We start from the raw sequence: 26,274 nt of genomic DNA, 5'->3' as shown, positions 1-26,274 counted from the left end.
CATGGCCAAAAAAGACAAAGTCAGTGAAACCCCGGCCACGGCGCTCTTGCGCCAGCAGGGGGTGAGTTTCACCGAGCATCCCTATGAGTACCTGGAGCATGGCGGCGCCCAGCACAGTGCGCAGGTGCTGGGTATGGACCCGTTCAGTGTGGTCAAAACCCTGATCATGCAGGACCAAGACGCCAAGCCCCTGGTGGTGCTCATGCACGGCAACCGCAAGGTGTCCACCAAGAATTTGGCGCGGCAGATCGGCTTGAAGTCGGTGGAGCCCTGCGCCCCCGAGGTGGCCAACCGGCACAGCGGTTATTTGGTGGGCGGCACCTCGCCCTTTGCCACGCGCAAGGCCATGCCGGTTTACATCGAACAAACCATCCTCGGTTTGCCGCGCATCTGCATCAACGGCGGCAGGCGCGGTTATCTGGTGGGCCTCGACCCGCAAGTGTGTGTGCAGCTGCTGGGCGCCCAGCCGGTGAACTGCGCACTGGCAGAATGACGCCCATACAAGACAGAGGGAGATTTGGATGGATGCCTTGATTCCGGTGGCCGTGGTGTTGGCCAGTTATTTGTTGGGCTCGCTCAGTTTTGCGGTGATCGTGAGCCGCTTGATGGGCCTGAACGACCCACGCAGCTACGGCAGCAAAAACCCGGGGGCCACCAATGTGCTGCGCTCGGGCAGCAAAAAGGCGGCAATCTTGACCTTGCTCTTGGACGCCTTCAAAGGCTGGTTGCCAGTGGCGATGGTGCTGGCTTGGGGGCCTGAATACGGTTTGGGTCCTGAGATTGCAGCGCTGGCGGGCCTGGCCGCATTTTTGGGTCACCTGTACCCGGTGTTTTTCGGGTTTGTGGGGGGCAAAGGTGTGGCCACGGCGGTGGGGGTGGTCATTGGTGTGCATGGCACGCTGGCGCTGGCCACGGTGCTGAGTTTTGCCATCGTCTTGTATTTCAGCCGCTACGTGTCCTTGGCCTCCATGGTGGCGGCGGTGTTTGCGCCGGTTTTTTACCTGTTCGGCGACGGTGTGGCCTGGCAGGCCACTGCCGCTGAGGTCTTGAGCCTGTCGGCCATGGCCTTGCTGCTGGTGTGGCGTCACCGCGAAAACATCCACCGTTTGCTGGACGGCACCGAGTCGAAATTTGGAGGTAAAAAACCATGAACACCGACATCCAGCGCCTGCATGTCGCGGCCCGTTACAGCGAAGCGGCGGTTTTTAATGGCGTGGTGTATTTGGCGGGCATGGTGCCCGAATGCGAGGCCACCGACATCCGCAGCCAAACGGCCGATGTGCTGCAGCAGATCGAACGACGCCTGGCCGAGGCGGGCAGCGACAAAACCCGCATCCTGCGCACCCAGATTTACCTCCAAGACATCACCGACATCGCCGCCATGAACGAGGTGTGGGACGCTTGGGTGGTGGCCGGCAGTGCGCCACCCCGTGCCACTGTGCAAGCGGCACTGGCCAATCCGGCCTATTTGATCGAGGTGGTGGTCACAGCGGCGGTCAAGGGCTGACGCCGCCCTCATGCGCTCCCGAAAAAAATGGGCCTCTGTGGAGGCCCATTTTTTGTTGGGGTCAGACCCGAAGCCTCACATGCGCTCAAAAATCGCGGCGATGCCCTGACCGCCGCCGATGCACATGGTCACCAGTGCGTAGCGGCCGTTGACACGCTGCAACTCGTACAAGGCTTTCACGGTGATCAGTGCACCCGTGGCACCGATGGGGTGGCCCAGCGAGATGCCCGAGCCGTTGGGGTTGACCTTGGCCGGGTCCAGACCCAACTCGCGCGTCACGGCGCAGGCTTGGGCGGCAAAGGCTTCGTTGGCTTCGATCACGTCCAGGTCGTTCACCGTGAGGCCGGTCTTTTTGAGCACCGCGTGGGTGGCCGAGATGGGGCCCACACCCATGATCTTGGGGTCCAGACCCGTATGGGCGTAACCCACCAAGCGTGCCATGGGCTTGGCGCCACGCGCCTTGGCGGCACCGGCTTCCATCAACACCACAGCGGCTGCGGCGTCGTTGATGCCCGATGCGTTGCCGGCGGTCACGGTGCCGTTTTCTTTCACAAACACAGGCTTGAGCTTGGCCATGTCTTCGAGCTTGCAGTCAGGGCGGAAATGCTCGTCGGTGGTGTAGGCCACGTCGCCCTTTTTGCTTTTCAGCATGACCGGCATGATCTGGTCTTTGAAGCGGCCCTCTGCCGTGGCGCGTTCGGCGCGGTTGTGGCTTTCGAGAGCCAGGGCGTCTTGCATTTCGCGGGTGATGCCGTATTTGGCCGCCACGTTTTCGGCCGTCACACCCATGTGGATGTTGTGGAAGGGGTCGTGCAGGGCGCCGATCATCATGTCGATCATTTTGGTGTCACCCATGCGTGCGCCAAAGCGGGTGGCCAGACTGGCATAAGGCGCACGGCTCATGTTTTCTGCACCACCGCCAATGGCGATGTCGCAGTCACCCAGCATGATGGCTTGGCTGGCGCTCACGATGGCTTGCAGGCCCGAGCCGCACAGGCGGTTCACGTTGAAGGCGGGGGTGCCCTCGGCGCAGCCGCCGTTGATGGCCGCCACGCGCGACAGGTACATGTCTTTGGGTTCGGTGTTGACCACATGGCCAAAGACCACATGGCCGACGTCTTGGCCAGAGGTGCCCGCGCGGGACAGGGCTTCGCGCACGACTTGCGCCGCCAGCTCGGTGGGGGCAATGTCCTTGAGGCTGCCGCCAAAAGTTCCAATGGCGGTGCGCACACCGCTGACAACAACAACTTCACGGCTCATGGGGTTCTCCAGATTTAAAAGATAGACAAATGGGTACAGGGGTCAACGCCGATCAGTGTCAGGCGCAATGGCTACAGAGGCCTGACAAGCGGCGCAGTTTGGTGGCTGAGCCTTTCAGCCCCGCACGTCGGCCACGGGCTCGCGCCCGAAATCGGGCCGGGCCAAAAAGCGCAAAACTTGCTCGGCCGCCTGTGCGGGCGAGCTGAGCTGGCCTTGCGCTTTGAGTTGCAAAAACTTCGCTTGGTCCGGAAACGCCTCGCCCGCCGCACCGCGCAGCTGCACCTGCATGTCGGTGTCGATCACGCCGGGGGCGAGTGAGCACACGCGGGCGCCGTTGGGCAGTGGGGCTTCGTCCAGCGCCAAGCAGCGAGTGAAGTGGTCCATGCCCGCTTTGGCCGCGCAGTAGCCCGCTTGTGAGGCCATGGGAAAGCGGCCCAGGCCCGAAGAAATGTTGAGCACTTTGCGGGGCATGGGCCAGGCCTGTGTGGCCCCCACAAACGCCGCGCTCAGCGCCATCGGCGCTTCCAGGCCCACACGCAGGGCCATCGCCAGATCGGCGGCTTGGGACTGTCGCAGCGGCTTAATGGGCGGGATGACGCCCGCGTTGTTGATCAGGCTGACACTGACGAAATCAGCCGGGTTCTGTGCCAGCAGCCAGTCGCGCAGCCGCTCGCTGGCGCCTTCACCGTCAGCCAGGTCGTGGGTCCATTGCGAAAGCGGCACAGCCGCCTTTTGGGCGGAGAGAGCCAGGTCAGCGTTGGCGTGGCGCGAGATGCACAGCAAGGTGTTGCCTGGCTGCAGCAGCTGCTCGGCCATGGCCAGTCCCATGCCACGCGAAGCGCCGGTCAGGATGTAGAGGTGTGTGGTCATGCCAAAAATCTTAGGGGCATCGCGCGAGGAATGCAGTGCCGCAGATGACAAGCACCTGCCCAGGGTTCAGTGGCCCTGCGCCGCGCGGATGCGGTTGACCTGCAAGGGGGTGACTTCGCTGGCTTGGTTACCCCAGCGCGTGCGCAGGTGGGTCAGCACGGCCGCGATGTCCCGGTCATCCAGCTCCAGCACAGCAGGTGGCATGCCAAAAGGGCGCGGATGGCCCTGGGTGGCCGGGCCGTAGCCGCCATACAGCACCAGCTGCACCAGGTTGGTGGGGTCGCTCAGCAGCACGGCGCGGTTGCCCGCCAGGGCAGGGTAGGCCACCTCGCCCGAGGCGGTGGTGACGCCCGCGCCTTGCTCGCCGTGGCATTGCAAACACTGGCGCTCGTAGACCTTGGTGCCCTGGGTGGCCACCTGCAGGCTGATGCGGGCAGTTGGGGTCTTGGCCGTGGTGGGCTGAGGCGTGTTTTGGGCGCGCGACTGCAGGTACACGGCCATGGCGTTCAGGTCGGCCTCGGTCAGGTGCTGCAGGCTGTGCTGCACCACTTCGCCCATGGGGCCGCTGGTTTGGGCGGTGCTGGACGCACCGGTGCGCAGCAAGCGCACGATCTCGGGCAAGGGCGTGCTGGCCAGGCCGCTTTCGGTGTCTCGGGTCAGGTCGGGTGCATACCAGTTGACCACGGGCATCAGGCCTCCCGACAGGTCGTTCACCGCGCCGCTGGCCCCCAGCGCATTGCGCGGGCTGTGGCAGGCGGCGCAGTGGCCCAGGCCTTGCACCAGGTAAGCGCCCCGGTTCCATTCGGCGCTGTGAGTTGGGGCGGCTTGAAAAGGGCTGGGCTCAAAAAACAGGCTGCGCCACACGGCCAGAGCGGGCTGTGTGCCCACGGGCCAGACCAGGGTGTGGGTCGGCTGGGCCTGCACCACTGGGGGCAGGGTGTTCAGCCAAGCAAAAATGGCATCGCTGTCACTGCGGGTGATGACGCTGGTGTGGTTGTACGGGAAAGCCGGGGCCAACAAGCGCCCATCTTTGGAGCGGCCCCGGTGCATGGCTTGCCAGAAGTCCTGCGGGGTCCAGCGGCCCAGGCCCGTTTCGGGGTCGGGTGTGAGGTTGTTGCTGTAAACGCCACCAAAGGGCGTGTCGATGCGGCGCCCCCCCGCAAAAGGGGTGCCGCCCCGGGTGGTGTGGCAGGCCATGCAGTTGCCTGCCAGGGCAAGGTAGCGGCCTTGTTCAATCTGGGCTTCGGTGGCTGGTGCTGTGAGGGCCGTGTTGTCGTTTTGTGGCCTCAGCAGATCGCCCCAGTTGTCCCACACGACACCCAAGGCCAGCAGCAACACGCTGGCCAGCGTGACCCAGCCCAAGCGTTGGACGGGGTTCATCTTGAGCACAGCGTTTTTCATGGCTGGCCCCCTGCCTTGGCTGGGGCGGTGGCCTGGCGTGTGGCCGAGAGTTCGGGGGCGCTGCCGCAGCGCAGGGCCTCGGGCAAGGCCGGGCCAGCCGGGGCGGTCTCGGCCGCTCGCGTATCGGCAGGCAAGGGCTGGCGGGCCAGCCAACTCGACACCGCGATCAGGTCCTGCGCGGGCATGCGTTTGACAATTTCGGCCATGCAATCGGGCGCGTGGGCACGGCGTTGTGCGGTTTGCCAAGCGCCCAACTGGGCGTTCAGGTAGTCGAGCGGCAAGCCCAAGAGCCCGGGCACGTTGGGCTGAACACCTGTCAGCCGCACGCCGTGGCACTGGGTGCAGGCGGGCAGGCCACGGGTGGCGTCGCCTTGGGTCACCAATTGCTGGCCTTTGGCCAGGCGCTCGGGTGTGATCGCATTGTTGGCGGTGGGGGCGGGGTAGGGCAATTGGAGCTTGGAAAAGTACAGGGCCATCTCGCCCAGATACGCGTCGGTCAAGGGGTCAACCAAGCGGGCCATCAGGTCGTAGTGGCGGCGGCCTTGCGCAAAATTGCGCAGCTGGTTGTGCAGGTAGCCGGCCGGTTTGCCCGCCAGGCGTGGGTAGTAACCATCGGGCCCGGCGCGTCCCTGGTCACCGTGACAGGCGGTGCAGGCGCGGGTGCGCTCGGCCATGTCGTCGGCAAAGCGGGCCGGTGTTTGGGCGCTCGCGGCGCCAGCGCACAGCGCCAATGCGGCCCAAACCAAGCCTTTGAAAAACCCGCTGGAGGTCTGGCGCAAGCTGGGGTGTGTGGCTTGGCCCTGGGAGGCTGGCGGCCTGGGCGCGGTGAAATTCTGACGGCTTAGAAACATCCTCATGCCTTGAAGATAACCGAAGCGGCGACAATGTCGGGTTTTGCGCCAAAAGCCCTTGGGCCCCAAGTGCGTTGTTTTCCTCTCATCTGTTCAAGCCATGTCCGATATCCAAGTCCGATTTGCCACCCTCCAAGACGCGCCTGCCGTGGCCGCATTGCATGTGAGCGCCTGCCGCGCCGCCTACGAAGGCCAAGTGCCCGATGCCCACTGGGACGCCACGCCCATGCCCAAACGCGTGTCCTTCTGGAAAGAGGCCATTGAGTACGGCGAGCCGCAGGTCATGGTGGCGGTGGAAGGCAAAGACATCGTGGGCTTTGTGGGCTTTGACCGCTCGCGTGACCCCAAGAGCAAAAACACCACGGGCGAAATCTGGGCCATCTACGCGGCCCCAGACCGCATTGGTCAAGGCATTGGCCTGGCCCTGTGGGACGCGGCCCGCGAAGGGCTGGAAGATGAAGACTGCACCGACGTCACCGTGTGGCTGCCCCTGCTGCACGAGCGCACGCTGCGCTTTCACGACCTGGCGGGCTTCAAGCGTGAGATGAACACCGCACGCACCGTGCCTCTGGGTGGCGTGAAGGTCGAAGAAGTTCGCCTCAAGCGCAAGCTCGGCTGATCGATATCGCTTTCAGGCCCGCCATGCACATCATGCTGGCCCCCATGGAGGGGCTGCTCGACCACACCTTGCGCGATGTCCTCACGCGCGTGGGCGGTGTGCACGAGTGTGTGTCCGAATTCATCCGTGTGACCAACACGGTCTTGCCGCGCCGCGCCTTCATTCGGGTGGCCCCCGAGTTGCTCAACCAAAGCCGCACACCAGCGGGCGTGCCGGTCAAGGTGCAGCTGCTGGGTTCGGACCCGGTGTGCCTGGCCGACAACGCGGCGGCGCTGGCCGAGTTGCAGCCGCACGGCATTGATCTGAACTTTGGTTGCCCGGCCAAAACCGTGAACCAGCACCGCGGCGGCGCCGTGCTGCTGGACGAGCCCGAGTTGGTGGGGCAAATCGTGGCGACGGTGCGCCGCGCGGTGCCCGCGCACATCCCGGTTTCGGCCAAGATGCGTTTGGGCTACAACGACGACAGCCGCGCCGAGGAATGCGCCTTGGCCATCGAGGCGGCCGGGGCCAGCGAGTTGGTGGTGCATGCCCGCACCAAGGCGCACGGTTACCGCCCACCCGCTTATTGGGACCGCATTGCCGACTTGCGCCAGCATGTGCGTTTGCCCATTGTGGCCAATGGCGAAATTTGGACGGTGGGTGATGCCCTGCGCTGCCGCGAGGTGACGGGCTGCGACCGCCTCATGATCGGGCGCGGCATGGTCACCGACCCGGGGCTGGCGCTGGCCATTGCGCACCAGTTGGCCACAGGGCAAGCACGGGCACCGGGTCAGGGGGTGGCCTGGTCCCGCTTAGTGGCTTTGATGCAGGTGTTCTGGCTGGGTGTGAGTGCCCGCGTGGCCACGCGGCACCGGGCGGGGCGTCTCAAGCAGTGGCTGAACTACATGCGCCGTGTTTACCCCGAGGCGCAACAGGCTTTTGACGAGTTGCGCCTGGTGCACGACGCGGGCCACATCGAGCGCTGGCTGGCTCAGCACACGGCCTCAGCGCCAGAGCTGGCGCACGCGATTTAGGTTTGTGCGCCGTTTTGGCTGGACAGCCGCAGCCGCGCCTTGTCGGCCCACATTTGCAGGCTGGCCAGCAAATCCTTTTGGCTGAACGAGCAACTTTCTTCGCTGAACAAAACGCTGGCCTCGATGCGGTCCAGCAAGGGGTGCAGCACCTCGTCAAAGCGTGCGGGCAGTGCCAAAGAGGCCGATTCTGAGCGCCACAGGCGAATCATTTCGCTTTGCGGCAATTCGCCGTTTTGGCTGCGGGCCAGGGCGGTGTTCATGCGGTCGAGCGATTCAAGGGCAGCACTCATGGGCCGGGTCTCCTGCAAGCGACAAGGGTCTGATTCGAGGCGACAATCATGCCCCATGAAAGCCAAACCCCTCAAACCCATGCGCCTGGAAGACATTTTGTTCAGCCAGGGCTTTGGAACCCGCCGCGTGTGTGCAGGCCTGGTCCAGCAAGGCCACGTTCAAGTGCAAGGCCAAACCGTCACCGATGCGGGTGAATTCTTTGACCTGGAGGACCTGCAGTTCACCGTGCAAGGCACGGCTTGGCCCTACCTGGACAAAGCCTATGTGCTGCTGCACAAGCCTGCAGGCACCGAGTGTTCGCAAAAACCCTCCACCTGGCCGAGCATCTACACCTTGCTGCCCGCGCCTTTGCGCCAGCGCCCGCAAAAAGCGGCGGTGCAGGGCGTTCAGGCCGTGGGTCGGCTCGACCAAGACACCACCGGTTTGCTGCTGCTCACCGACGACGGCCAGTTCATCCACAAGATGAGCTCGCCCAAGCACCATGTGCCCAAGGTTTATGAGGTCACCACCAAGCACCCGATCACGCCCGACATGGTGGACAAACTGCTGGCCGGTGTGGTGCTGGACGACGACCCCCAGCCCGTCAAAGCCGCCGCCTGCGAGGCCGTGAGCGAGTTGCACCTGAAACTCACCCTGACCGAAGGCAAATACCACCAGGTCAAGCGCATGGTGGCGGCCGTGGGCAACCGGGTCGAGGCCTTGCACCGCTCTCAAATCGGTGGTCTGGTGTTGGGCGATCTGGCCCCTGGTCAATGGCGCTTTTTGACGCTCTCGGATTTGGCGGTGCTCAAGCCCTGAGCCGCGGCTCTAAATGGGTGTCTTCATGCACAGCTTCATGACTGATTTTTTGGTAACTGGGCCATGAAGGTTTTCACCGCACCCAACACGGCGTCGGCTTGGTCGCGGTGAGGTGAATGGCCGCAGCCCGGCAGTGTGAGCAAAGTGGTGTGCGTTACAGCTTTGGCGATGTCCTCGATCTGGGCCAGCGTGCCATAAGGGTCATCCACGCCCTGAATGGCCAGCAGCGGTGCTCGGATGCCGCTCAATTCGCCTCGGATGTCAAACCGGGCAAAAGCTGCGCTCAGCCAGACCTCGTTCCATTGCCAGAAGGCGCAGTCCACATCGGCGTGGTAGGGGGCCAGACGCTGGCGCAAGGGCCCTTGCTCAAAGGCTTGGCGGGCCTGTGTGATGGCCTGCAGCGATACCGGCTCCACCATGACGTGAGGGGCCATGACGATGCACCCGCGCACATGAAAACGGCTGGCGTGCAGCAAGGCGATGGTGCCGCCATCCGAGTGCCCCAGCAGCACGGGCCGCGCGATGCCCAAGGCCTGCAGCAGGGCGGGCAACACCTCCCAAGCTTCGCGGTGCATGTAGTCGGGCAACAAGCGCCCATGCCGCTGGCCATCCTTTTGGCCAGAGGGGCCGCGCACATCGGGCACCGGGTCAGACTGGCCATAGCCCTGGCGGGAATACACCAGCCCCGCACAGCCCAATTGGGCGCACAGCAGGGCAGGCCAATCGCGCCACATGCGCACGCTGCCCAGGCCTTCGTGCAAAAACACGAGGGTTGGCGCTTCGGCCCCGGCAGGTGCGGCGATGCTCAGGGTTTCAAGGCCAATGCCTTGAATGCTTATTTTTTGAAGGGTGCACGGCTGCATCTGAATTCCAGAGGGAGTGACGATTACACTTGAGCGCGATTTTGAAAGCCCCCCAGTGATCCGTTTTTGTGCATTTTCCAGACTTTTGCTTTGTGTTTTTTGGGCCTGTCTTGCAGGCCCTGTGCTGGCCAAGCAGCCGGCCCCTGTGTTTGTTCTCAACTCGCTCGACGGCAACGTGAGTGTGATCGATCCCGTGACATGGACGGAGAAAAAGCGCATTCCAACCGGCAAAGAGCCGCACCATCTTTATTTGACCCCGGATGAGAAATCGCTGATCGTGGCCAACGCCATGAGCGATTCCCTCACCTTCATTGACCCGCGCACCGCCCAAGTGCAGCGCACGGTCACCGGCATTTTGGACCCCTACCACCTGCGTTTTTCGCCCGACATGAAGTGGTTTGTCACGGCCGCCAACCGCTTGAACCATGTGGACATTTACCGCTGGGATGGCCAAAACGCGCATTTATCCAAACGCATTGCCACAGGCAAAACTCCCAGCCACCTGTGGATCGACAGCCGTAGCCAAACGGTTTGGGCCACGATGCAAGACAGCAACGAGATCGTCTCGATCGACCTGAACACCCAAACCTTGACCACACGCACCCCGGTGGGTGCGGTGCCCGCCGATGTGTATGGCACACCCGATGACAAATACCTGATGGTGGGCCTGACCGGTGGTGATGGGGTGGAGGTCTACGACATCAGCGGCCCCAAACCCCGCTTGTTCAAGACCATCCCAACGGGCAAAGGGGCACACGCTTTTCGGGCCCTCGGTGACAAGCGCCATGTGTTTGTGAGCAACCGCGTGGCCAACAGCATCAGCCAGATCGATTTCATTGACTGGAAAGTGGTGGCGCAATTGCCCGGCCCCTCGGGCCCGGACTGCATGGACATCACGGCAGATGGCCAACTGATTTTGGTGGCCTCGCGTTGGTCACGCAAATTGAGCGTGATCGACATCGCTTCGCGGAAGTTGATCCGCCAAGTGCCGGTGGGCAAGTCGCCGCACGGGGTCTGGACTTTGGACCATGCGCCGCGCAACTGACACTGACTTCGGTCATGGGTTGGCTGCGGCCTGGCTGGCGCTGTGCGCCTTGGCCAGTGCAACGGTCCAAGCCCAAGCCACAGCGCCCGGCCTGGCAGAGCCTGCCGCCTGCACCCGCCCGGTCTACCTCACCTTCGATACCGGCCACATGGGCACAGCCCCTCTGATTGCCCAGGTTCTGCAGCGCCATAAAGTGCCGGTGACTTTTTTTGCCGCGCACGAAAAAACCCAGCAAGGCGATGGCTCCCTCGGAGATCACTGGGCCGCCTGGTGGCGTGCACGCGGGACCGAAGGCCACGCTTTTGCCTCACACACCTGGGAACACGCGTATTGGCGGGCCGACCTCGATGGCCCGGGCGATGTGCGTTTTCGCATCCGCCCCACTGCCGGACCGCTGGCTGGGCAAAACCTGCAGTGGAGCGCCCAGCAGTATTGCGACAGCCTGCGCCGCGCCGCCAGCCGATTGCAAGACCTGACCGGGCAGGCCCCCTTGCCCTTGTTTCGTGCGCCCGGTGGCAAAACCTCGCCCCGGCTGCTGCAAACGGCCCGGCAATGTGGTTTTGCGCATGTGGGCTGGGCGGACGCGGGCTTTTTGGGCGACGAGCTGCCCAGCGAGCGCTACAGCAATGCGCATTTGCTGCAAAAAGCCCTGCAAAACATCCGCGCTGGTGACATTCTGATGGCCCATCTGGGCATCTGGTCGCGCCAGGACCCATGGGCCCCGGCCGTGCTGGAGCCTTTGATTGTGGGCCTCAAGGCCCGGGGCCTGTGTTTTGCCACCTTGCGCGAACACCCCCAATACCGCGAGGCTGTACGCCTGCAGCCTTTGCAGTTGGCACCTTCGCCGCACAATTTAGTGAAGCCTCCCGTGCCCCGACATTGACATGCCATGGACAGCCTGATCGACGCCTTTTCTTTTTTGCAACAAAGCCTGTTCGAGGCCGTGGTGCAGCCGCTGGTGTTCGCCGTGGGCCAAGCCCACTTGCTCGACAAAGCCTTTGAGGGCACCGGTTGGCTGGTGGTGGGGCTGCTGCAAATCGCGGTCTTGCTCTTGGTGGTGGGCCCGATGCAGCGGCGCTGGCCCGCCGAGCCCCTGCACGACCCCCGGGCCGTGCGGGTGGACGTGGTCTACACCCTGATCCAGCGCCTGGGTCTGTTCAAGCTGGCCATGTTTTTTTCCTTCGACTGGCTCTTTGAGCAAGCCTGGGGCAGCTTGCGTGGCCTGGGTGCACCCACCTGGCACCTCGACCAGGTCTGGCCCGGTGTCACCGATGTGGCCTGGGTCAGCTTTTTGATTTACCTGCTGGTGTTTGATTTTGTGAACTACTGGATCCATCGAGGCCAGCACCAGCTGCCCCGTTGGTGGGCCTTGCACAGCCTGCACCATTCGCAGCGCCAGATGACCATGTGGTCCGACAACCGCAACCACCTGCTTGACGACGTGCTGACCAGTTTGGCCCTGTCGGTGGTGGCGGTGCTGGTGGGTGTGGGGCCAGGCCAGTTTGTGGCCCTGGTGGCGCTGGGCCAATTGAGCGAGAACTTCCAGCACGCCAACTTGCGCATCTGGTTTGGCCGAGTCGGCGAGCGCTTGTGGGTCAGCCCGCGTTTTCACCGGCGCCACCACAGCATTGGCATCGGCCACGAGCGCGAGCACCAAGGCGAGCTGCGCCTGGGCGGCTGCAACTACGGCGTGCTGCTGCCCTGGTGGGACATGCTGTTTGGCACGGCCGATTTCACACGGCGCTACGACCCCACCGGCATCCGCGACCAGGTGGAAAAAGGGCGCGACTACGGGCAGGGCTTTTGGTCGCAGCAGTGGCTGGGCCTGCTGCGCTTGTTTGGGCGGGCTTGAGGGCTTGGGTTAAGCTTTCCGCCATGAAACTTCTGATCGACTCCTTTTGGCGCTCGGCCCTGTATTGCCTGTATCCGCGGGTGATCGGTCTGTCGGTCTTGCCCTTGGTGCTGATCGTGGCCCTGTCCGGGCTCTTGGGATATTTGTATTGGGACACGGCCGTCACCTTTGTGCGCGGCTGGCTCGACGCCAGCGACTGGCTGGACACGATTTGGCGCTGGTTCGAGGGGGTGGGCTTGGGCAACCTCAAAACCGTGGTGGCCCCCTTGCTGGTGATTTTTGCTTTCACGCCCTTGGTGGTGGTGGCCTCCTTGCTGGCCGTGTCGTTTTTGATGACCCCGGCCCTCACCCGCATGGTGGCCGAGCGGCGTTTTGCAGGTTTGCAGCGCAAGCACGGCGGCAGCTTGCTGCGGAGTTTGGGGTGGACCTTTTTCTCGCTCTTGCTGGCGCTGGGGGCCTTGGTGCTGACCTTGCCCATGTGGCTGGTGCCGCCCCTGGCCTTGGTGCTGCCCGCATTGATTTGGGGATGGCTGACCTACCGCGTCATGGCCTTTGACGTGCTGGCCGAATTTGCCAGCGCCGACGAGCGCCACACCCTCATGGCACGCCACCGCATGAGCTTTTTGGGCATCGGTGTGGTCACCGGACTCATGGGCGCAGCGCCCAGCCTGGTGTGGGCCTCGGGGGCTTTGTTTGCCGCGGCCTTTGTGATTTTGGTGCCCGTCGCCATCTGGATTTACACCCTGGTCTTCGCCTTTTCATCGCTGTGGTTTGCCCATTTTGGCCTCGCTGCCCTGCAGGCCCTGCGGGACGAGCCCCAGCCCGTGACCGAGGACAATGTGTTGTCCGCAACGCCTGCAGCGGTGAGCACTTCGCCACACAGCGCGGCCCGGCTGGGCACTGACGCGCAAGACCCGAGTGGCGGCATCACCGACGTTGTGCCTCGCCCTAAACTCTGACACCTGCCTGGAAGTCGGGCAGTTTTTTATCTGTTTTTCATGAGCACTCCCATGACCCCCAACTTTGGCCTGATCATCATTGGCGACGAAATCATGTCTGGCAAGCGCCAAGACAAACACATGCCCAAAGTCATCGAATTCATGAACGCGCGAGGTCTCAGCCTGAGCTGGGCCGAGTACGTGGGCGACACGCCCGAGCGCATCACCGCCACCTTGCAGCGGGCTTTTGAGTCCAACGATGTGGTGTTTTGCTGTGGCGGCATTGGGGCCACGCCCGACGACCACACGCGCCAATGCGCCGCCAAAGCCTTGGGCTTGCCGCTGGCCTTGCACCCCGAAGCCAAGCGCCTGATCCAGGAGCGCATTCAGGACACGGCCAAAGAGCAAGGCCTGGCCTACGAGCCCGAGCGGGCCGACAACCTGCACCGCCTGAACATGGGCACTTTCCCCCAAGGCGCGACCATCATCCCCAACCCTTACAACAAGATTCCCGGCTTCAGCTGCAGCGGCCCAGGTGGCAGCGCGGTGCACTTTGTGCCCGGCTTTCCAGTCATGGCCTGGCCCATGATCGAGTCGGTGCTCGACACCCACTACAGCGCCCATTTCAGGCAAGACGCCTATGTCGAAAAGTCGGTGATTGTGCTCGGTGCGATGGAAGCCACCCTGACGCCGCTGATGGAATCCATCGAAGCCGCGCACCCGGGTGTGAAAGTGTTCAGCCTGCCCAGTGTGGACCACCCGCAATGGGGCCGCCACATCGAGTTGGGCGTCAAAGGCCAGCCTGCCGATGCCGATGCGGCCTATGTGGCTTTGCGCCAGGGCCTGCAGGCTTTTTCCGTCGAGTACGGCCCCGAATTGGTGCGTTGATTCAAAATTCACCAAAATGGTGCAAAATTGCACCAACAAAGGGCAGGCTGGACGGGGTGTTGCTGCCGAGATGACCCGCCGCTGGGTGCTTTTTTCTGCCGGCCAGCGCCCAAACCACTCAGCTCAAGGCACAATTTGGGGTTGTTCAGCTTGGGTGGACTGGGCCGGTTGGCACAGAAACTGCAAGAGTTGTGCGTCCACTATTTAACCCCTTTTCCTTCAGGAGATTTTGATGGCCAAGACCGTCGCAGACGTGATGAACATGGTGAAAGAGAACGAAGTCAAGTTCGTTGACTTCCGTTTCACCGATACCCGTGGCAAATGGCAGCACATCACTGCGCCCGTGTCGCAGTTTGACGAAAGCAAGTTCGAAGACGGTCAGGCTTTTGACGGCTCTTCGATTGCTGGCTGGAAGGGCATCGAAGCCTCCGACATGCTGTTGATTCCTGATCCCAACAGCGCCATCATCGACCCCTTCTTCGAAGAAGTCACCCTGGTTCTGATCTGCGACGTGATCGAACCCACCGACGGCAAAGCCTACGAGCGTGACCCACGTTCGATCGCCAAGCGTGCCGAGACTTACCTCAAGCAATCGGGCCTGGGCGACACCGCCTACTTCGGTCCAGAGCCAGAGTTCTTCTTGTTTGACGAAGTGCGTTGGAGCACCGAGCCGAACAACACTTTCTACGCCATCGACGAAGCCGAAGCCCCATGGAACAGCGGCACCAAGATGGACGGCGGCAACAAAGGCCACCGCAACCGCGTCAAGGGTGGCTACTTCCCAGTGCCTCCAGTCGACAGCACACACGACATGCGCAGCGAAATGTCGCTGATCCTCGAATCCGTGGGCATCCCGGTCGAAGTGCACCACCACGAAGTGGCTGGCGCCGGTCAGTGCGAAATCGGCACACGTTTCTCCACTCTGGTTGAGCGTGCTGACTGGACACTGCTGCAAAAGTACGTGATCCACAACGTGGCCAACGCTTACGGCAAAACCGCCACCTTCATGCCCAAGCCTTACGCTGGTGATAACGGTTCCGGCATGCACGTTCACCAGTCCATCTGGAAAGACGGCAAGAACCTGTTTGCGGGCAACGGCTACGCTGGTTTGTCTGAATTCGCCTTGTTCTACATCGGCGGCATCATCAAGCACGCCCGTGCCCTGAACGCGATCACCAACCCTGGCACCAACAGCTACAAGCGTTTGGTTCCGCACTACGAAGCACCGGTCAAGTTGGCTTACTCGGCCAAGAACCGCTCCGCTTCGATCCGCATCCCCAACGTCGCCAGCGACAAGGGCCGCCGCGTGGAAGCCCGTTTCCCCGATCCATTGTGCAACCCTTACCTCGGCTTCGCAGCCTTGTTGATGGCGGGCTTGGACGGCGTGGAAAACAAGATCCACCCCGGCGAAGCAGCGACCAAAGACTTGTACCACTTGCCTCCAGAAGAAGACAAATTGGTCCCCACCGTTTGCTCCAGCCTGGACCAAGCTCTGGACGCACTGAACGCCGACCGCGCTTTCTTGACCAAGGGTGGCGTGTTCACCGACTCGTGGATCGACGCTTACATCGACTTGAAGATGCAAGAAGTCAACCGCAGCCGCGTGGAAGTGTCGCCGGTTGAATACGACATGTACTACTCGCTGTAATCAGCATGAGCACCATTGCACACCCACCTGTGCAATGCCCCACAAGGACGGCCTCGGCCGTCCTTTTTTCATGGTCACCGTCGGCTTCGGCCGTCCTTTTAGCGTTGTGGCTGTCGGCCTTGGGGTCGGTGTTTACCAGCCCGCCCGCGCAGGCCCAGCAAGCCGTCTACCGCTGCGGCCAGGAATACACCAACGCCCCGCGTGAGCCCGCGCTGTGCGAGCCGCTGGCCCCACAGGCCATCACCGTGATCAACGGCACTCGACCCGCGATTCAGCCTCAGGCGTCAACTTCCGCTGCCGTGCCCACACGCAGCGCCTCAGCCGAGCCCGTGGCCGCTGCCCCCAACGCTGCAGCTCAGCCCCGCACCCCCGCAGTGCCCTCACGCCTGCCCGATGTGCAGCAAAGCGAGCGCGATGGCCAAGCACGCACCATCCTGATGCAGGAGCTGGACAAAGCCCGTGCACAACTGGCGCAGTTGGTGCACAGCTACAACCAAGGCGAGCCCGAGAAGTGGGCCGCCGAGACCCGCAACCACCAGAAATACCTGGACCGTGTGGCTGAGATGAAGGCGGCCATCGAGCGCACCGAACGCGACATCGACAGCCTGCAACGCGAGTTGTCGCGTCGCCCGGTTCATACCAGCGTCCGCATGCCATGAACCTGCCCAACCGATTTCAGGCCTTTGACCTGCTGGCCACGCCTGTGGCCGTGATGCAGGGCCAAGGCCGTGTGCGCTTTGTCAACGCGGCGCTCGAAGATGCCTTGGGCCTGTCCCGGCGTACGCTCTACGACTCGCACTTGCCCGATTACTTTGTCGACCCCCAGCCCCTGATCCTGGCTTTGTCTGGGGCGCAGTCCAATGAGTTTGCGGCGCTGCGCTACGAGGCGCAGCTGCGCCGCCTGCACCACGACGAGCCTTTGCCCGTGCACGTCATCGTGGCCATGACCGATTTGCCCGACGAGGTGATTGTGGAACTGTTGCCAGTGGAGCAGCAAACCCGCCAAGAGCGCGAGGAGCGCCTGCTCGACCAGGCCCAGGCCAACAAGGAGCTGATCCGCAACCTGGCGCACGAGATCAAAAACCCGCTGGGCGGCATTCGCGGCTCGGCGCAGTTGCTGGAGATGGAGCTCAACGACAAGGAGCTGACCGAGTACACCCAAGTCATCATCCACGAAGCCGACCGTTTGCAAACCTTGGTGGACCGCTTGCTGGCGCCGCACCGCAGGCCGCATGTGGTGGGCGATGTGAACATCCACGAGGTGTGTGAACGTGTGCGGGCTTTGATTCTTGCCGAGTTCCCTCGGGGCCTGCGTGTGGTGCGCGACTATGACATCTCGATCCCCGAGTTTCGTGGCGACCGCGAGCAGCTCATCCAGGCGGTGCTCAACATCGCACACAACGCGGCGCAGGCGCTGCAAGAACGCGTGGCGCAGGGCGATGCGCAGATCACCCTGAAGACCCGGATCTTGAGGCAAGTCACATTTGGCAAGCAGCGATATCGCCTGGCATTGGAATTGCATGTGATGGACAACGGGCCTGGTGTTCCAGACTCGATCAAGGACCGCATTTTCTTCCCGTTGATTTCGGGGCGCGAAGGTGGCTCTGGCCTGGGGCTCACATTGGCGCAAACCTTTGTGCAACAACACCATGGCCTGATCGAGTGTGAAAGTGAGCCGGGCCGTACGGACTTCAAGATCTTGATTCCCCTGCCTTGAAGCCTCACACATGACCACTGAAAGAGCCACCTTGATGAAGCCGATCTGGATCGTAGACGATGACCAATCCATCCGCTTTGTGCTCGAAAAAGCATTGCTGCGCGAAGGATTGCCCACGCGCAGCTTCACCAACCCACGCGAGGTGATGAAGGCCCTGGAGGCCGAAGGCGAGAGCGACGGCCCTCAGGTCTTGGTCAGCGACATCCGCATGCCGGGCGGCTCGGGCCTGGATTTGCTCGCCGCCATCAAGCAGCGCATGCCCGGTTTGCCGGTCATCATCATGACGGCGTTTTCTGATCTGGACAGCGCCGTATCGGCTTTTTCCAGCGGGGCTTTTGAGTACCTGCCCAAGCCCTTTGATTTGCCTAAGGCGGTGGAACTGATCCGCCGCGCCGTGGGCGAGAGCCAGCGCGAGGACGTGGCCGAAGAAAAAATGGACGACGCGCCCGAAATGCTCGGCCAGGCCCCGGCCATGCAAGATGTCTTTCGCGGCATCGGCCGCTTGGCGCAAAGCCATGTCACGGTACTCATTACGGGCGAGTCGGGCTCGGGCAAAGAGCTGGTGGCGCACGCGCTGCACAAACACTCGCCGCGTGCCAAGCAGCCCTTTGTGGCCATCAACACGGCGGCCATTCCCAAAGACCTGCTCGAGAGCGAACTCTTTGGCCACGAGCGCGGCGCCTTCACGGGCGCACAAGCCTCCAGGCGCGGGCGCTTTGAACAGGCCGATGGCGGCACCTTGTTCCTCGATGAGATCGGCGACATGCCGTTTGATTTGCAAACGCGTTTGCTGCGTGTGCTGTCGGACGGCCACTTCTACCGCGTGGGCGGCCACAGCGCCGTCAAGGCCAATGTGCGTGTGATCGCCGCCACCCATCAAGACTTGGAGCAACGCGTCAAGGAAGGCGCGTTCCGCGAGGATTTGTTCCACCGCCTGAATGTGATTCGTCTGCGCCTACCCGCACTGCGTGAGCGGCATGAAGACGTGCCCGTGCTGGCGCGTTACTTTTTGCAGCGCAGCGCCCAGCAGCTGGGGGTGGAGCCCAAACGCATGGCCGATGCGGCGCTCGAGCGCTTGGGTCAATTCCAGTTTCCGGGCAATGTGCGCCAGCTTGAAAACATCTGCCACTGGCTCACCGTGATGGCGCCCACCCAGTTGATTGAGGTCAAGGACCTGCCCCCTGAGGTGCAGGGGCTCTCGGGTGTGGCCGCGCCTGTGGTCGCAGGCACAAGTTTGGGCGATGCGCCATTGGGGCTGTCAGACGCCAGCCATCTGGCTGACCCCGACCGAGCCGCGCACGCGCACAACTTGGCGTCACCGATGGACAACCCCGTGGTTCGCCCAGCGGCCATGCCCTGGGAGGCCGACTTGGAGCAAGAGGCCTTGGCCTTGCTCAAATCGGGCCGCACCGATGTGTGGGACGCACTCACCCGCCGTTTCGAAACCAGCCTGATTCAGGCGGCGCTGGCCACCACGCGGGGCCGGCGCATCGAGGCGGCACAAAAACTGGGCATCGGCCGCAACACCATCACCCGCAAAATCCAGGAGCTGGGCTTGGAAGAGGGCTGAAGCCCGCTGGCCGTGGTCTCAGGCGAAGGGGTCTTGCAGCACCACATCGCCGAGCGGCCGCGCCACACACGGCAGCACACAGCCCTCGGCTTTTTCTTCGGCCGTGAGACCGGGCCATTCCATCTCGTAGTGCACCTGGCCTGAGACCAGTTGGCCAATGCAGGTGCGGCAAGTGCCCGATCGACAGGAGCTGGGCCACTGCAAGCCGCCTTGCTCCAGCGAGTCGAGCAGGCTTTGCGTTTTCCACGCGTCAAAACTGCCGCCATCGGGCGAGATGCGGCCATTAAAAAACGGGATTTCGGTGTTCATGCGGCTTTGGCGGCTGGGCGGTCGGGTTGGAAGCGCGGAGCCAATCAGGTCGGCCCCTGAAACACCAGCCGCCATTGGCCATTTTCCTTTTGCCAATACATGCGCAAATACGACGCGCCTTGGGGGTGGGTCTGGTTGGGGTCTCTCAGGGTCACCACCATGTTGTGCTCTTGGTCTTTCCAGTTCAACACCGACACCAACTCCAGCGGCTGGCTTTGGCTGTAACCCAAAGTGGTTTGGGCCAGTCGGGGCCAGACTTGCTCCAGGCCCTGGCCATCTTGTTCGTAGCGCGGGCTGTAGTGGGTTTTCAGGGCCTGCGGGTCGCGGCCGTTGCGGGCTTGCAGCCACTTGTCCAGGGTGGGCTTAAAAGCGTCCCACGACTGTTTGGCTTGGTCGGCGTTCACCCATTCGAGTTGCTCGGCAATGACCACCGGTGTCATGCGCAGCTCGGGCATTTGCAGTAAGCGCTGCATTTCGGGGTTGGAGAGCACCACACACCCGTCGGTGGACTCGGGTGCTCGGGCGTATTGGGCGCTGGGCGTGCCATGCAGCCAGATGCCCGAGCCCGTTTTCTTGCGCGTCAGGTCCACCGCATTGGGGTAGTTCAGCGTCAAAGCGCCCACACCAAACAAATCGGGCAGACCTTCACCGGGCAAATTGCGCAGAATGAAGTAAACCCCCAAAGGCGTTTTGCCATCGCCCTCTTTGTGCTTTCCCACCCCGTTGATGCCCACAGAGATGTAGGTTTCCTTGACCAAGTGCAGCTGCAAACGCCCATCGGGGCCGCTGCGATTCTCAAACCAATACAGACGCGACTTGGAGGCGTCGACCGCCGCCACATAGGTTTGCTGAGGGCTCAGGTAGGTCAGAGCGGTCGGAATTTTGCCCTGCAGGCTTTGGGCACTGTCGCGCTGAAGTCGGCGTTTGGACTCCAGGATCAGCTCGTCCAGACGCTTGCGCAAAGACGGTGCATTGAGCTCTTCGTTATCGGGCCAAGCCACCGGCTTGGCCGAGCTGATGTTGAGCAAGTCGGCGTACAGCAGCTGGCCCAGTTGGAAGGTGGGGAACCGCTCCACCAGCACACTGGCTGTAGCCAGGGCCTGGGCCCGCTCGCCGTCGCCCAGGTGGGCATAAATCTGCCGCACCAAGTGCTCGGGATCTGTGGTGTTGGCAAGCTGCGAATTTCCGGGCTGCGGGGTGAAGTCCAGACGCCACTGCTTTGCTGGCGAGGAGGCCCAGCCCATGCTGAGGCTGACGCGGTGCCAGACATTTTGGAGGCGGGTGTCCTCGCTGTCGGCCCACCACCACAGGCAGGCCACCACCATCATCAGCACGCCCAGGATGCCCAGCCACTTCAGTCGCCAGGCCTGGGGTTTGGGCACGGGGGCTGTGTCGGGGCTGGCCTCAGGGCGGCCTGGGGAAGCGTGGGGCGGCAATCCGCGACGGGGTTTCAATTCACCGACTCGCGCACGATCAGCCAGCGGTTACCTTGACGCACCATCTCCAGGGTCTTGCGGCTGCTGCCCTTCAAATTGTCCGAGGTGTAGAGCTGCTGGAAGCGGACCGATGCCGTCTCGCCTGTGAAGCTGACTTTCATCTCCCGCACTTCCACCGAGATCGATTTTTTGGACACGATGCGGATGCGGCGGTCACTCTCCCATTGCGACCGGCTGGCCCGATTGGCGGGTGTGAAATTGCTCGCGTAGGCGGCGTAATAACGTGGCATGTCCTTGTTGCTCCAGGCCTTGGCCCAGTCTCGCACCGCTTTGTCGATGGCGGCGCGGTCAGCTTGCCGTGTATCGGCGGCTGGCTTTTCTGCAGGGGGGGCTGCTGGCGCTGCGGCAGGGGCCGCTGCTGCAACGGTGGTGCTGGGCTTGGCGGGTGCTGCGGCCTTGGCCGGTGCGGTTGCTGCTGCCGCCGCCGATGCTGTGGGGGCAGCGGCAGGTGCACTGGTGGTGGCCTTGGCCACCGTGGTTGCGGCAGGTGCAGACGCCGCTGCAACGGTCGGTGGCGCTGCTGGTGCGGGTACTGCAGCGGGGGCAGGTGATGCAGCCGGTTCAGCAGGCCGCGCGAGCGAGGCCACATGGGTGGCCGGGGGCTGCACGCGTTGCTGGTTGCCCATGCTGCCGAGCAAGGTCAATTGAGGAGCGCTTGCCATGGCTTTGGGGTCGACCTGCAGGGCCTTGGCGTAGCTTTGTTTGGCCAGTTGGCTGTGCACATCCGACAAATTGCGGTGGGCGGCTGCATAACTGGGGTGGGTTTGCAGGGCTTTTTCCAGGTAAGTTTTGGAGGCTTCCAGCTCACCTTTGGACGCGTACAGCACGCCCAGGTTGTTGTAGGCCTCGGAGTGGTCGGGGTGTGTTTGGGTGATTTGCTTGAAGGTCTCGATGGCCTTGTCAATCTGACCCTGCTGGGCTTGAACCACGCCTTCCATGAAGCGCCATTGCACCGCTTGGGGCGCGTTCTGACGCTCTTTTTGCACCAGCTGGCGGGCTTGCGTGAGTTGCCCGGCTTGCAGGGCTTTTTTGATGGCTTCTTCGGCGGCTGCAGGTGTTTGTGCCCATGTGGCCGATGTCACCCCGATCAGACCCACGGACAGTGTCAGCTTGGCCAAGCAGCGGGCATGCCGCAAAAGGGCCAAACGCCTTGACTCAAAAGGGGAAAACAACATGAACGGCTGGACCCAATAAAAAGGGGTCTATTTTATCGGGCGAATCCCTGGCGGGCCCCGGTGGGCTGGATGGTTTTGGTGAACGGGGTCTGGAGCCCCTTTGCACAGGTGACTGTGGGCGCCGGGTGTGCCATGCAAAAATCCCCTCAACACCCACGGACACGAGCTTGCACACCCCACCCAACGCCACGCCATCTCCGGCCCCAGCCCCAACCGCCTGGGCCGGGCCCGGCATTGTCTTTGCCGTGTTGGCCATGGCCAGCCTGAGCTTCAGCGACGCCACCAGCAAATGGGTCATGGTCAGCGTCACGCCCGTCATGGTGTTGTGGTTTCGTTACGCCGTGCAGGCTGTGGGCACCGCGCTGGTGCTGGCCCCGGTGCGGGGGCGGGCCATGTGGCGCACACACAGCCTGCGCTGGCAGCTGCTGCGCGGCTTGCTCATGGTGTCGTGCAGTTTGCTGGCTTTTTATTGCCTGCAGCGCATGCCGGTGGCCGAGTTCACCGCCACCGTCATGCTCACGCCCTTGGTGCTCACGGCGCTGGCCCGCTTTGTCATGAAAGAGCAGGTCTCGCCGCTGCGCTGGCTCATGGTGGTGGGCGGGTTGATCGGGGCCATGCTGGTCATCCGCCCGGGTGGGCAGGTCGACAGCTCGGTCGGCTGGATGGCGCTCACGGTGGTGCTGACTTACGCTGTGTTTCAGGCCGTGACCAGCCACATGACGCGCACCGAAGACCCGGCCGTGATGCAGCTCTACACAGGCTGGGTGGGCTGGGCGGTGAGCACGCTGCTGGTGTTCAACGCCTGGGTCACGCCGCAAAGCCTGACCGAATGGGCCTTGCTGCTTTTGGTGGGCCTGGCCGCCACGCTGGGCCAATACCTGCTGATCGTGGCGTTTTCCAAAGCCCCGGCCTCGGTGGTCTCGCCATTCCTCTACACCGGGGTCGCCTTTTCGACGGTGATGGGCTGGTGGCTGTTTGACCACATCCCGGACGCGCTGGCCTTCACGGGCATGGGCCTGGTGGTGCTGTGTGGTGTGATGGCGGGCCGCATCAAGGGTGCAGCCCAAGCCTGATCGCTCAGGGCTGGGGGTGTTGAACGGCCAAGTACGGCGACAGGGCAGACCAATCGACCGGGGCCTTGAACGCCAAAGCTTGCTCGGTGAAGGGGTGCACAAAGGCCAGCTCTTGCGCATGCAGCAGCAAGCGGGGGCTGAGCGCCTTGATGCCCGGCGGCGCGTACAGCGAGTCGCCCAGCATGGGGTGACCGATGCTTTGCATGTGCACCCGCAGCTGGTGCGTGCGGCCCGTGACGGGTTCGAGCTCGATCAGGCTCGCGCTGAAACTGTAGCTGTGGCTGCTTTGCAGTGCGCGCCAGCGGCTGCGGCTGGCTTTGCCGTCGGGGTGAATGATGTGCAGCGGGCGGCGCTCCCAGTCCAGCAGGATCGGGCCGTCGATGGTGCGCCAGCCGTCCTCGTCGGGCAGCTCGGCCGCTTGGGTTTGTTCTGGTTGTCCAGCCACCACGGCCACATAGCGTTTTTTAACCTGGCGGGTTTCAAACAGCTTGCTGAGGCGCCGCTGGGCTTCGATGCCCCGGGCCATGAGCAGCAGGCCCGAGGTGTCTTGGTCCAAGCGGTGAACGATCAAGGCCTCGGGGTAGCGGTCTTGTACCCTTTTGGACAGGCAGTCCTGCTTTTCTGGGCCGCGACCGGGCACCGACAACAAGCCGCTGGGTTTTTCCAGCACCAGCAGGTGCTCGTCTTCGTGGATCGGGATCATGCAGGGCGGGCCAAACAATCACGTTGCTCGGCCGAAAAAATCACTTGTCTTTGACTTTGCCGCGAGGCGCCACAAAGGTGGACGGGGCCATGGGGCGGTCTGAGGTGAACGTCTTGGGAGGTGACGTGTCTTTCTTTGGCTTCTTGGCCATTTTGTTGCTGCGTTGTTCGCCTTTGGCCATGTCGGTTCCTTGGATAGACATCCCGGTTTGGGAAGCCCTTGATGTTAAAGCACAAAGCCGCAGAATCTGCGGCTTTGTGGGGGTGCGGCACCTGACGCTCCAAGAGCGGCAGGTGTGTTGCGACCTTATTTGACTTCGGTCACAAACTGCGCGGTGGGGCGGCGCACTTTTTTCAGGTTGGCCAACCAGTCGCCTTCGGCGGCGCGGTAGCCCAGCGGCACGATCACCACGCTGCGCAGGCCGCGAGCGCTCAGGCCCAAAATTTCGTCCACGGCTTTCGGGTCAAAACCTTCCATGGGTGTGGCGTCCACTTCTTCAAAAGCCGCAGCAATCAGGGCGGCGCCCAAGCCGATGTAGGCCTGGCGTGCGGCGTGCTCGTAGTTCACCTCGGGCGTGCGGGCAGGGTAGTTCTTGAGCAACATCTGGCGGTAGTTTTCCCAGCCTTCGTTGGTGCCGCCGCGCTGAGCGTTGGTCAGGTCAAACATCATGTTGATGCGATCGGCCGTGTAGTTGTCCCAAGCGGCAAACACCAGCAGGTGCGAGCCGTCGGTGATCTGGGCTTGGCCCCAGGCTTTGGGCTTGATCTGCTCGCGCACAGCGGGGTTGGTCACCACAATGATTTCAAACGGCTGCAGGCCGCTCGATGTGGGGGCCAGACGGGCGGCTTCGACGATGCGGTCGACTTTGTCTTGGGGAACGGACTTGGTTGGGTCCATTTTTTTGCAGGCATAGCGCCATTCGAGTTTGTTCAGCAATTCAGACATCAGGGATTCCCTTGGGTTTAGAAAGATGCGCGATTGTGCAGCATGTTGTTGGGCATGCGCGTCGCCTTGGCGCAAGCCAGAGAGGCAAGCTCAGACTTGCTGCCAAGTGCCCGTGGGCAGCGCGTCGAGGGTGTAAGGGCCAATGGCGGTGCGGATCAAGCGCAATGTGGGCAGGCCCACCGCGGCGGTCATGCGCCGCACCTGGCGGTTGCGGCCTTCGCGGATGCTCAGCTCCAGCCACGAGGTGGGAATGTTTTTCCGCTCTCGGATCGGTGGGTTGCGCGGCCACAGGTCGGCAGGCGGCGCCACCGCTCGGGCGCGGGCGGGCAGGGTGGGGCCGTCGTTCAGCGTCACGCCCCGGCACAGAGCAATCAGCGCTTGGTCGGTCACGATGCCCTCGACCTGCACCAGATAGGTCTTTTCCATCTTGAAGCGCGGATCGGCAATGCGAGCTTGCTCTTTCCCATCGTCGGTCAGCAGCAGCAAACCTTCGCTGTCGGCGTCCAAGCGCCCGGCCACGTACACGCCGGGCAGGTCGATGTGGTCGATCAGCCCGGTCCAGCGCCCCTCGGGGGTGAACTGGCTGAGCACGCCATAAGGCTTGTTGAAACGGATCAGCATGGAAAAGCAGGTCTGGTCATCGAGCGCTGAGCGTATCAGGTCGCAGGGGCGCGTCGGGGCCGCGCCGCCCGTGGGTTAGCATCGACCGCATGAGCACCCAATACGAATGCCTGAAAAGCCCAGACCTTTACGCCGAGGCCTTTGGTATCGCCCCGCCCGCCGCCTTGCTGGGCAAAGAAGTCTGGCCACGCCAGCCGGGTTTTTTCATCCGCAAAGCGTTGGTGGCGGCAGAGGCCGCTTTGCCTGCAACACCCGAGATGGGCGCAGACGCTGAAGCCGCCACGGCCCCCGTTCAGGCCCCGGCCAGCCCGCTGGTGATGGCATTGGCCCAAGGCCAATTCGGTTTGGTGCCCACCTGGGTCAAGTCGGCGTCCGACGCCAAACTGCGCTCCACCAAATTGGCCGTGACCCGCTATGAAACCATGAGCACCGCGACGGCCACGCGCGAGACTTGGCTCAAAGGCCAGCGCTGCATCATTCCCATGCAAGCGTTTTTCGAAGACGACTGGCGCAGCCGCAAAGCCGTGCCCACCCGAATCGCCCGCGTGGACGGCCAGCCCATGGGCGTGGCCGGTTTGTGGGAATGCTGGACCCAAGGCGACGAAGAGATCGTCAGTTTCACGCTGCTCACGGTGAACGCCAACAGCCACGCGCTCATGAACCGCTACGGCCAAAACGGCAATGAAAAACGCATGCCCGCCATCCTGAACGAAGGTGCCTACGGCGCGTGGCTCAACGCCCCCCTCGACAAAGCCCGCGAGTTCATGCGGGCCTACCCGGCCAACTTGCTGCTGGCCAATCCGGTTCAGAAAAAATAAACG

30 protein-coding genes are annotated in these 26,274 nt (G+C 63.0%); 17 read left to right on the top strand and 13 right to left on the bottom strand.

What is annotated here, in order from left to right; translation table 11 throughout:
* The first annotated feature begins 1 nt into the window (after window position 1).
* Genes L63ED372_RS09240 through L63ED372_RS09230 form a run of 3 tightly spaced genes read left to right on the top strand, consistent with a single transcriptional unit; the run spans window position 2 to window position 1,507 of the window.
* Entirely contained in the window at window positions 2-493 is a 492-nt protein-coding gene (locus tag L63ED372_RS09240) for an aminoacyl-tRNA deacylase (protein ID WP_062405535.1), read from the top strand.
* Between the two features lie 28 nt (window positions 494-521).
* Window positions 522-1,151 carry a glycerol-3-phosphate 1-O-acyltransferase PlsY gene (gene plsY / locus L63ED372_RS09235; protein ID WP_062405533.1) on the top strand — a complete coding sequence of 210 codons (630 nt, stop codon included), beginning with the start codon at window positions 522-524 and terminating at the stop codon, window positions 1,149-1,151.
* Window positions 1,148-1,507: a RidA family protein gene (locus tag L63ED372_RS09230; RefSeq protein ID WP_062405531.1), complete on the top strand. Its 360-nt coding sequence runs from the start codon at window positions 1,148-1,150 to the stop codon at window positions 1,505-1,507. Before plsY ends, L63ED372_RS09230 begins: the two co-directional genes overlap by 4 nt.
* Before the next feature lie 75 nt (window positions 1,508-1,582).
* Here L63ED372_RS09230 and bktB read toward each other — a convergent pair whose 3' ends face one another.
* The 4 genes from bktB to L63ED372_RS09210 form a co-directional block, all read right to left on the bottom strand.
* Window positions 1,583-2,767: a beta-ketothiolase BktB gene (gene bktB, locus L63ED372_RS09225; protein WP_062405529.1), complete on the bottom strand. Its 1,185-nt coding sequence runs from the start codon at window positions 2,765-2,767 to the stop codon at window positions 1,583-1,585.
* A gap of 114 nt (window positions 2,768-2,881) precedes the next feature.
* Window positions 2,882-3,637, bottom strand: a complete 756-nt coding sequence (locus tag L63ED372_RS09220; protein ID WP_062405527.1) for an SDR family NAD(P)-dependent oxidoreductase — start codon at window positions 3,635-3,637, stop codon at window positions 2,882-2,884.
* A 66-nt stretch (window positions 3,638-3,703) separates the two neighbouring features.
* Entirely contained in the window at window positions 3,704-5,038 is a 1,335-nt protein-coding gene (locus L63ED372_RS09215) for a c-type cytochrome (protein ID WP_062405525.1), read from the bottom strand.
* The gene (locus tag L63ED372_RS09210) at window positions 5,035-5,889 is read right to left on the bottom strand and encodes a c-type cytochrome (RefSeq protein ID WP_082431653.1); all 855 of its coding nucleotides are present in this window, start codon (window positions 5,887-5,889) and stop codon (window positions 5,035-5,037) included. Before L63ED372_RS09210 ends, L63ED372_RS09215 begins: the two co-directional genes overlap by 4 nt.
* A 100-nt stretch (window positions 5,890-5,989) precedes the next feature.
* Between L63ED372_RS09210 and L63ED372_RS09205 the strand changes: the two genes are divergently transcribed.
* Both L63ED372_RS09205 and L63ED372_RS09200 read left to right on the top strand, forming a co-directional pair.
* Entirely contained in the window at window positions 5,990-6,508 is a 519-nt protein-coding gene (locus L63ED372_RS09205) for a GNAT family N-acetyltransferase (RefSeq protein WP_062405517.1), read from the top strand.
* 23 nt (window positions 6,509-6,531) lie between these two features.
* The gene (locus L63ED372_RS09200) at window positions 6,532-7,521 is read left to right on the top strand and encodes a tRNA dihydrouridine synthase (RefSeq protein ID WP_062405516.1); all 990 of its coding nucleotides are present in this window, start codon (window positions 6,532-6,534) and stop codon (window positions 7,519-7,521) included.
* Here the strand turns inward: L63ED372_RS09200 and L63ED372_RS09195 are convergent.
* Window positions 7,518-7,730 (bottom strand): hypothetical protein, encoded by a 213-nt coding sequence (locus L63ED372_RS09195; RefSeq protein ID WP_442915163.1) that lies wholly within the window; start codon window positions 7,728-7,730, stop codon window positions 7,518-7,520. The two genes, L63ED372_RS09200 and L63ED372_RS09195, sit on opposite strands and share 4 nt — an antisense overlap.
* Before the next feature lie 160 nt (window positions 7,731-7,890).
* Here L63ED372_RS09195 and L63ED372_RS09190 point away from each other — a divergent pair, with 160 nt between their 5' ends.
* Window positions 7,891-8,610: a 16S rRNA pseudouridine(516) synthase gene (locus L63ED372_RS09190; RefSeq protein WP_062407871.1), complete on the top strand. Its 720-nt coding sequence runs from the start codon at window positions 7,891-7,893 to the stop codon at window positions 8,608-8,610.
* Between the two features lie 35 nt (window positions 8,611-8,645).
* On the opposite strand, the gene L63ED372_RS09185 is transcribed toward L63ED372_RS09190, so the two are convergent.
* Window positions 8,646-9,473 (bottom strand): alpha/beta fold hydrolase, encoded by an 828-nt coding sequence (locus L63ED372_RS09185; RefSeq protein ID WP_062405514.1) that lies wholly within the window; start codon window positions 9,471-9,473, stop codon window positions 8,646-8,648.
* A gap of 85 nt (window positions 9,474-9,558) precedes the next feature.
* Here L63ED372_RS09185 and L63ED372_RS09180 point away from each other — a divergent pair, with 85 nt between their 5' ends.
* The 9 genes from L63ED372_RS09180 to ntrC all read left to right on the top strand — a co-directional run bounded on the left by L63ED372_RS09180 (window position 9,559) and on the right by ntrC (window position 19,131).
* Window positions 9,559-10,518 carry a YVTN family beta-propeller repeat protein gene (locus L63ED372_RS09180; RefSeq protein ID WP_062405512.1) on the top strand — a complete coding sequence of 320 codons (960 nt, stop codon included), beginning with the start codon at window positions 9,559-9,561 and terminating at the stop codon, window positions 10,516-10,518.
* Window positions 10,502-11,401, top strand: coding sequence for a polysaccharide deacetylase family protein (locus tag L63ED372_RS09175; protein WP_082431652.1), 900 nt, complete (start codon window positions 10,502-10,504; stop codon window positions 11,399-11,401). Before L63ED372_RS09180 ends, L63ED372_RS09175 begins: the two co-directional genes overlap by 17 nt.
* A 6-nt stretch (window positions 11,402-11,407) precedes the next feature.
* Window positions 11,408-12,370, top strand: a complete 963-nt coding sequence (locus tag L63ED372_RS09170) for a sterol desaturase family protein (RefSeq protein WP_062405510.1) — start codon at window positions 11,408-11,410, stop codon at window positions 12,368-12,370.
* Window positions 12,371-12,393: 23 nt separating this feature from the next.
* On the top strand, window positions 12,394-13,329 hold the full coding sequence (locus tag L63ED372_RS09165) for an EI24 domain-containing protein (RefSeq protein ID WP_062405508.1): 936 nt from the start codon (window positions 12,394-12,396) through the stop codon (window positions 13,327-13,329).
* A 39-nt stretch (window positions 13,330-13,368) separates the two neighbouring features.
* Window positions 13,369-14,196 carry a competence/damage-inducible protein A gene (locus tag L63ED372_RS09160; protein ID WP_062405500.1) on the top strand — a complete coding sequence of 276 codons (828 nt, stop codon included), beginning with the start codon at window positions 13,369-13,371 and terminating at the stop codon, window positions 14,194-14,196.
* Window positions 14,197-14,428: 232 nt separating this feature from the next.
* Entirely contained in the window at window positions 14,429-15,844 is a 1,416-nt protein-coding gene (glnA, locus tag L63ED372_RS09155; RefSeq protein ID WP_062405497.1) for a type I glutamate--ammonia ligase, read from the top strand.
* Between the two features lie 5 nt (window positions 15,845-15,849).
* Window positions 15,850-16,503, top strand: a complete 654-nt coding sequence (locus tag L63ED372_RS09150) for a hypothetical protein (RefSeq protein ID WP_231624465.1) — start codon at window positions 15,850-15,852, stop codon at window positions 16,501-16,503.
* Entirely contained in the window at window positions 16,500-17,561 is a 1,062-nt protein-coding gene (glnL, locus tag L63ED372_RS09145) for a nitrogen regulation protein NR(II) (protein WP_062405493.1), read from the top strand. Before L63ED372_RS09150 ends, glnL begins: the two co-directional genes overlap by 4 nt.
* 34 nt (window positions 17,562-17,595) lie before the next feature.
* On the top strand, window positions 17,596-19,131 hold the full coding sequence (gene ntrC / locus L63ED372_RS09140) for a nitrogen regulation protein NR(I) (protein WP_062407868.1): 1,536 nt from the start codon (window positions 17,596-17,598) through the stop codon (window positions 19,129-19,131).
* Between the two features lie 18 nt (window positions 19,132-19,149).
* On the opposite strand, the gene L63ED372_RS09135 is transcribed toward ntrC, so the two are convergent.
* The 3 genes from L63ED372_RS09135 to L63ED372_RS09125 are packed head-to-tail and all read right to left on the bottom strand — an operon-like array spanning window position 19,150 to window position 22,111.
* A complete protein-coding gene (locus tag L63ED372_RS09135) occupies window positions 19,150-19,440 on the bottom strand; it encodes a 2Fe-2S iron-sulfur cluster-binding protein (protein WP_062407866.1) in 291 nt (96 codons plus the stop codon).
* Between the two features lie 44 nt (window positions 19,441-19,484).
* The gene (locus L63ED372_RS09130) at window positions 19,485-20,894 is read right to left on the bottom strand and encodes a L,D-transpeptidase family protein (RefSeq protein ID WP_156343592.1); all 1,410 of its coding nucleotides are present in this window, start codon (window positions 20,892-20,894) and stop codon (window positions 19,485-19,487) included.
* Complete coding sequence (locus L63ED372_RS09125) at window positions 20,891-22,111, bottom strand: nuclear transport factor 2 family protein (RefSeq protein ID WP_062405489.1); 1,221 nt, start codon at window positions 22,109-22,111, stop codon at window positions 20,891-20,893. Before L63ED372_RS09125 ends, L63ED372_RS09130 begins: the two co-directional genes overlap by 4 nt.
* A 167-nt stretch (window positions 22,112-22,278) precedes the next feature.
* Here L63ED372_RS09125 and L63ED372_RS09120 point away from each other — a divergent pair, with 167 nt between their 5' ends.
* A complete protein-coding gene (locus L63ED372_RS09120; protein WP_156343591.1) occupies window positions 22,279-23,184 on the top strand; it encodes a DMT family transporter in 906 nt (301 codons plus the stop codon).
* Window positions 23,185-23,188: 4 nt separating this feature from the next.
* Here the strand turns inward: L63ED372_RS09120 and L63ED372_RS09115 are convergent, their stop codons facing one another.
* The 4 genes from L63ED372_RS09115 to L63ED372_RS09105 all read right to left on the bottom strand — a co-directional run bounded on the left by L63ED372_RS09115 (window position 23,189) and on the right by L63ED372_RS09105 (window position 25,453).
* Window positions 23,189-23,887, bottom strand: a complete 699-nt coding sequence (locus tag L63ED372_RS09115; protein WP_062405485.1) for an RluA family pseudouridine synthase — start codon at window positions 23,885-23,887, stop codon at window positions 23,189-23,191.
* Window positions 23,888-23,927: 40 nt separating this feature from the next.
* Complete coding sequence (locus L63ED372_RS16515; RefSeq protein ID WP_158235635.1) at window positions 23,928-24,089, bottom strand: hypothetical protein; 162 nt, start codon at window positions 24,087-24,089, stop codon at window positions 23,928-23,930.
* A 104-nt stretch (window positions 24,090-24,193) separates the two neighbouring features.
* Window positions 24,194-24,832: an NAD(P)H-dependent oxidoreductase gene (locus L63ED372_RS09110; RefSeq protein WP_062405484.1), complete on the bottom strand. Its 639-nt coding sequence runs from the start codon at window positions 24,830-24,832 to the stop codon at window positions 24,194-24,196.
* 90 nt (window positions 24,833-24,922) lie between these two features.
* Entirely contained in the window at window positions 24,923-25,453 is a 531-nt protein-coding gene (locus L63ED372_RS09105) for a pseudouridine synthase (protein WP_062405482.1), read from the bottom strand.
* 89 nt (window positions 25,454-25,542) lie between these two features.
* Here L63ED372_RS09105 and L63ED372_RS09100 point away from each other — a divergent pair, with 89 nt between their 5' ends.
* Entirely contained in the window at window positions 25,543-26,271 is a 729-nt protein-coding gene (locus L63ED372_RS09100) for an SOS response-associated peptidase family protein (RefSeq protein WP_062405480.1), read from the top strand.
* The last annotated feature ends 3 nt before the right edge of the window (window positions 26,272-26,274 follow it).

Origin of the sequence: Limnohabitans sp. 63ED37-2 (genome assembly GCF_001412535.1) — a bacterium.
Classification (GTDB): Bacteria; Pseudomonadota; Gammaproteobacteria; order Burkholderiales; family Burkholderiaceae_C; genus Limnohabitans_A.
The sequence above is the reverse complement of the archived record's forward strand: the minus strand, read 5'-3'. Positions and strand labels throughout refer to the sequence as shown.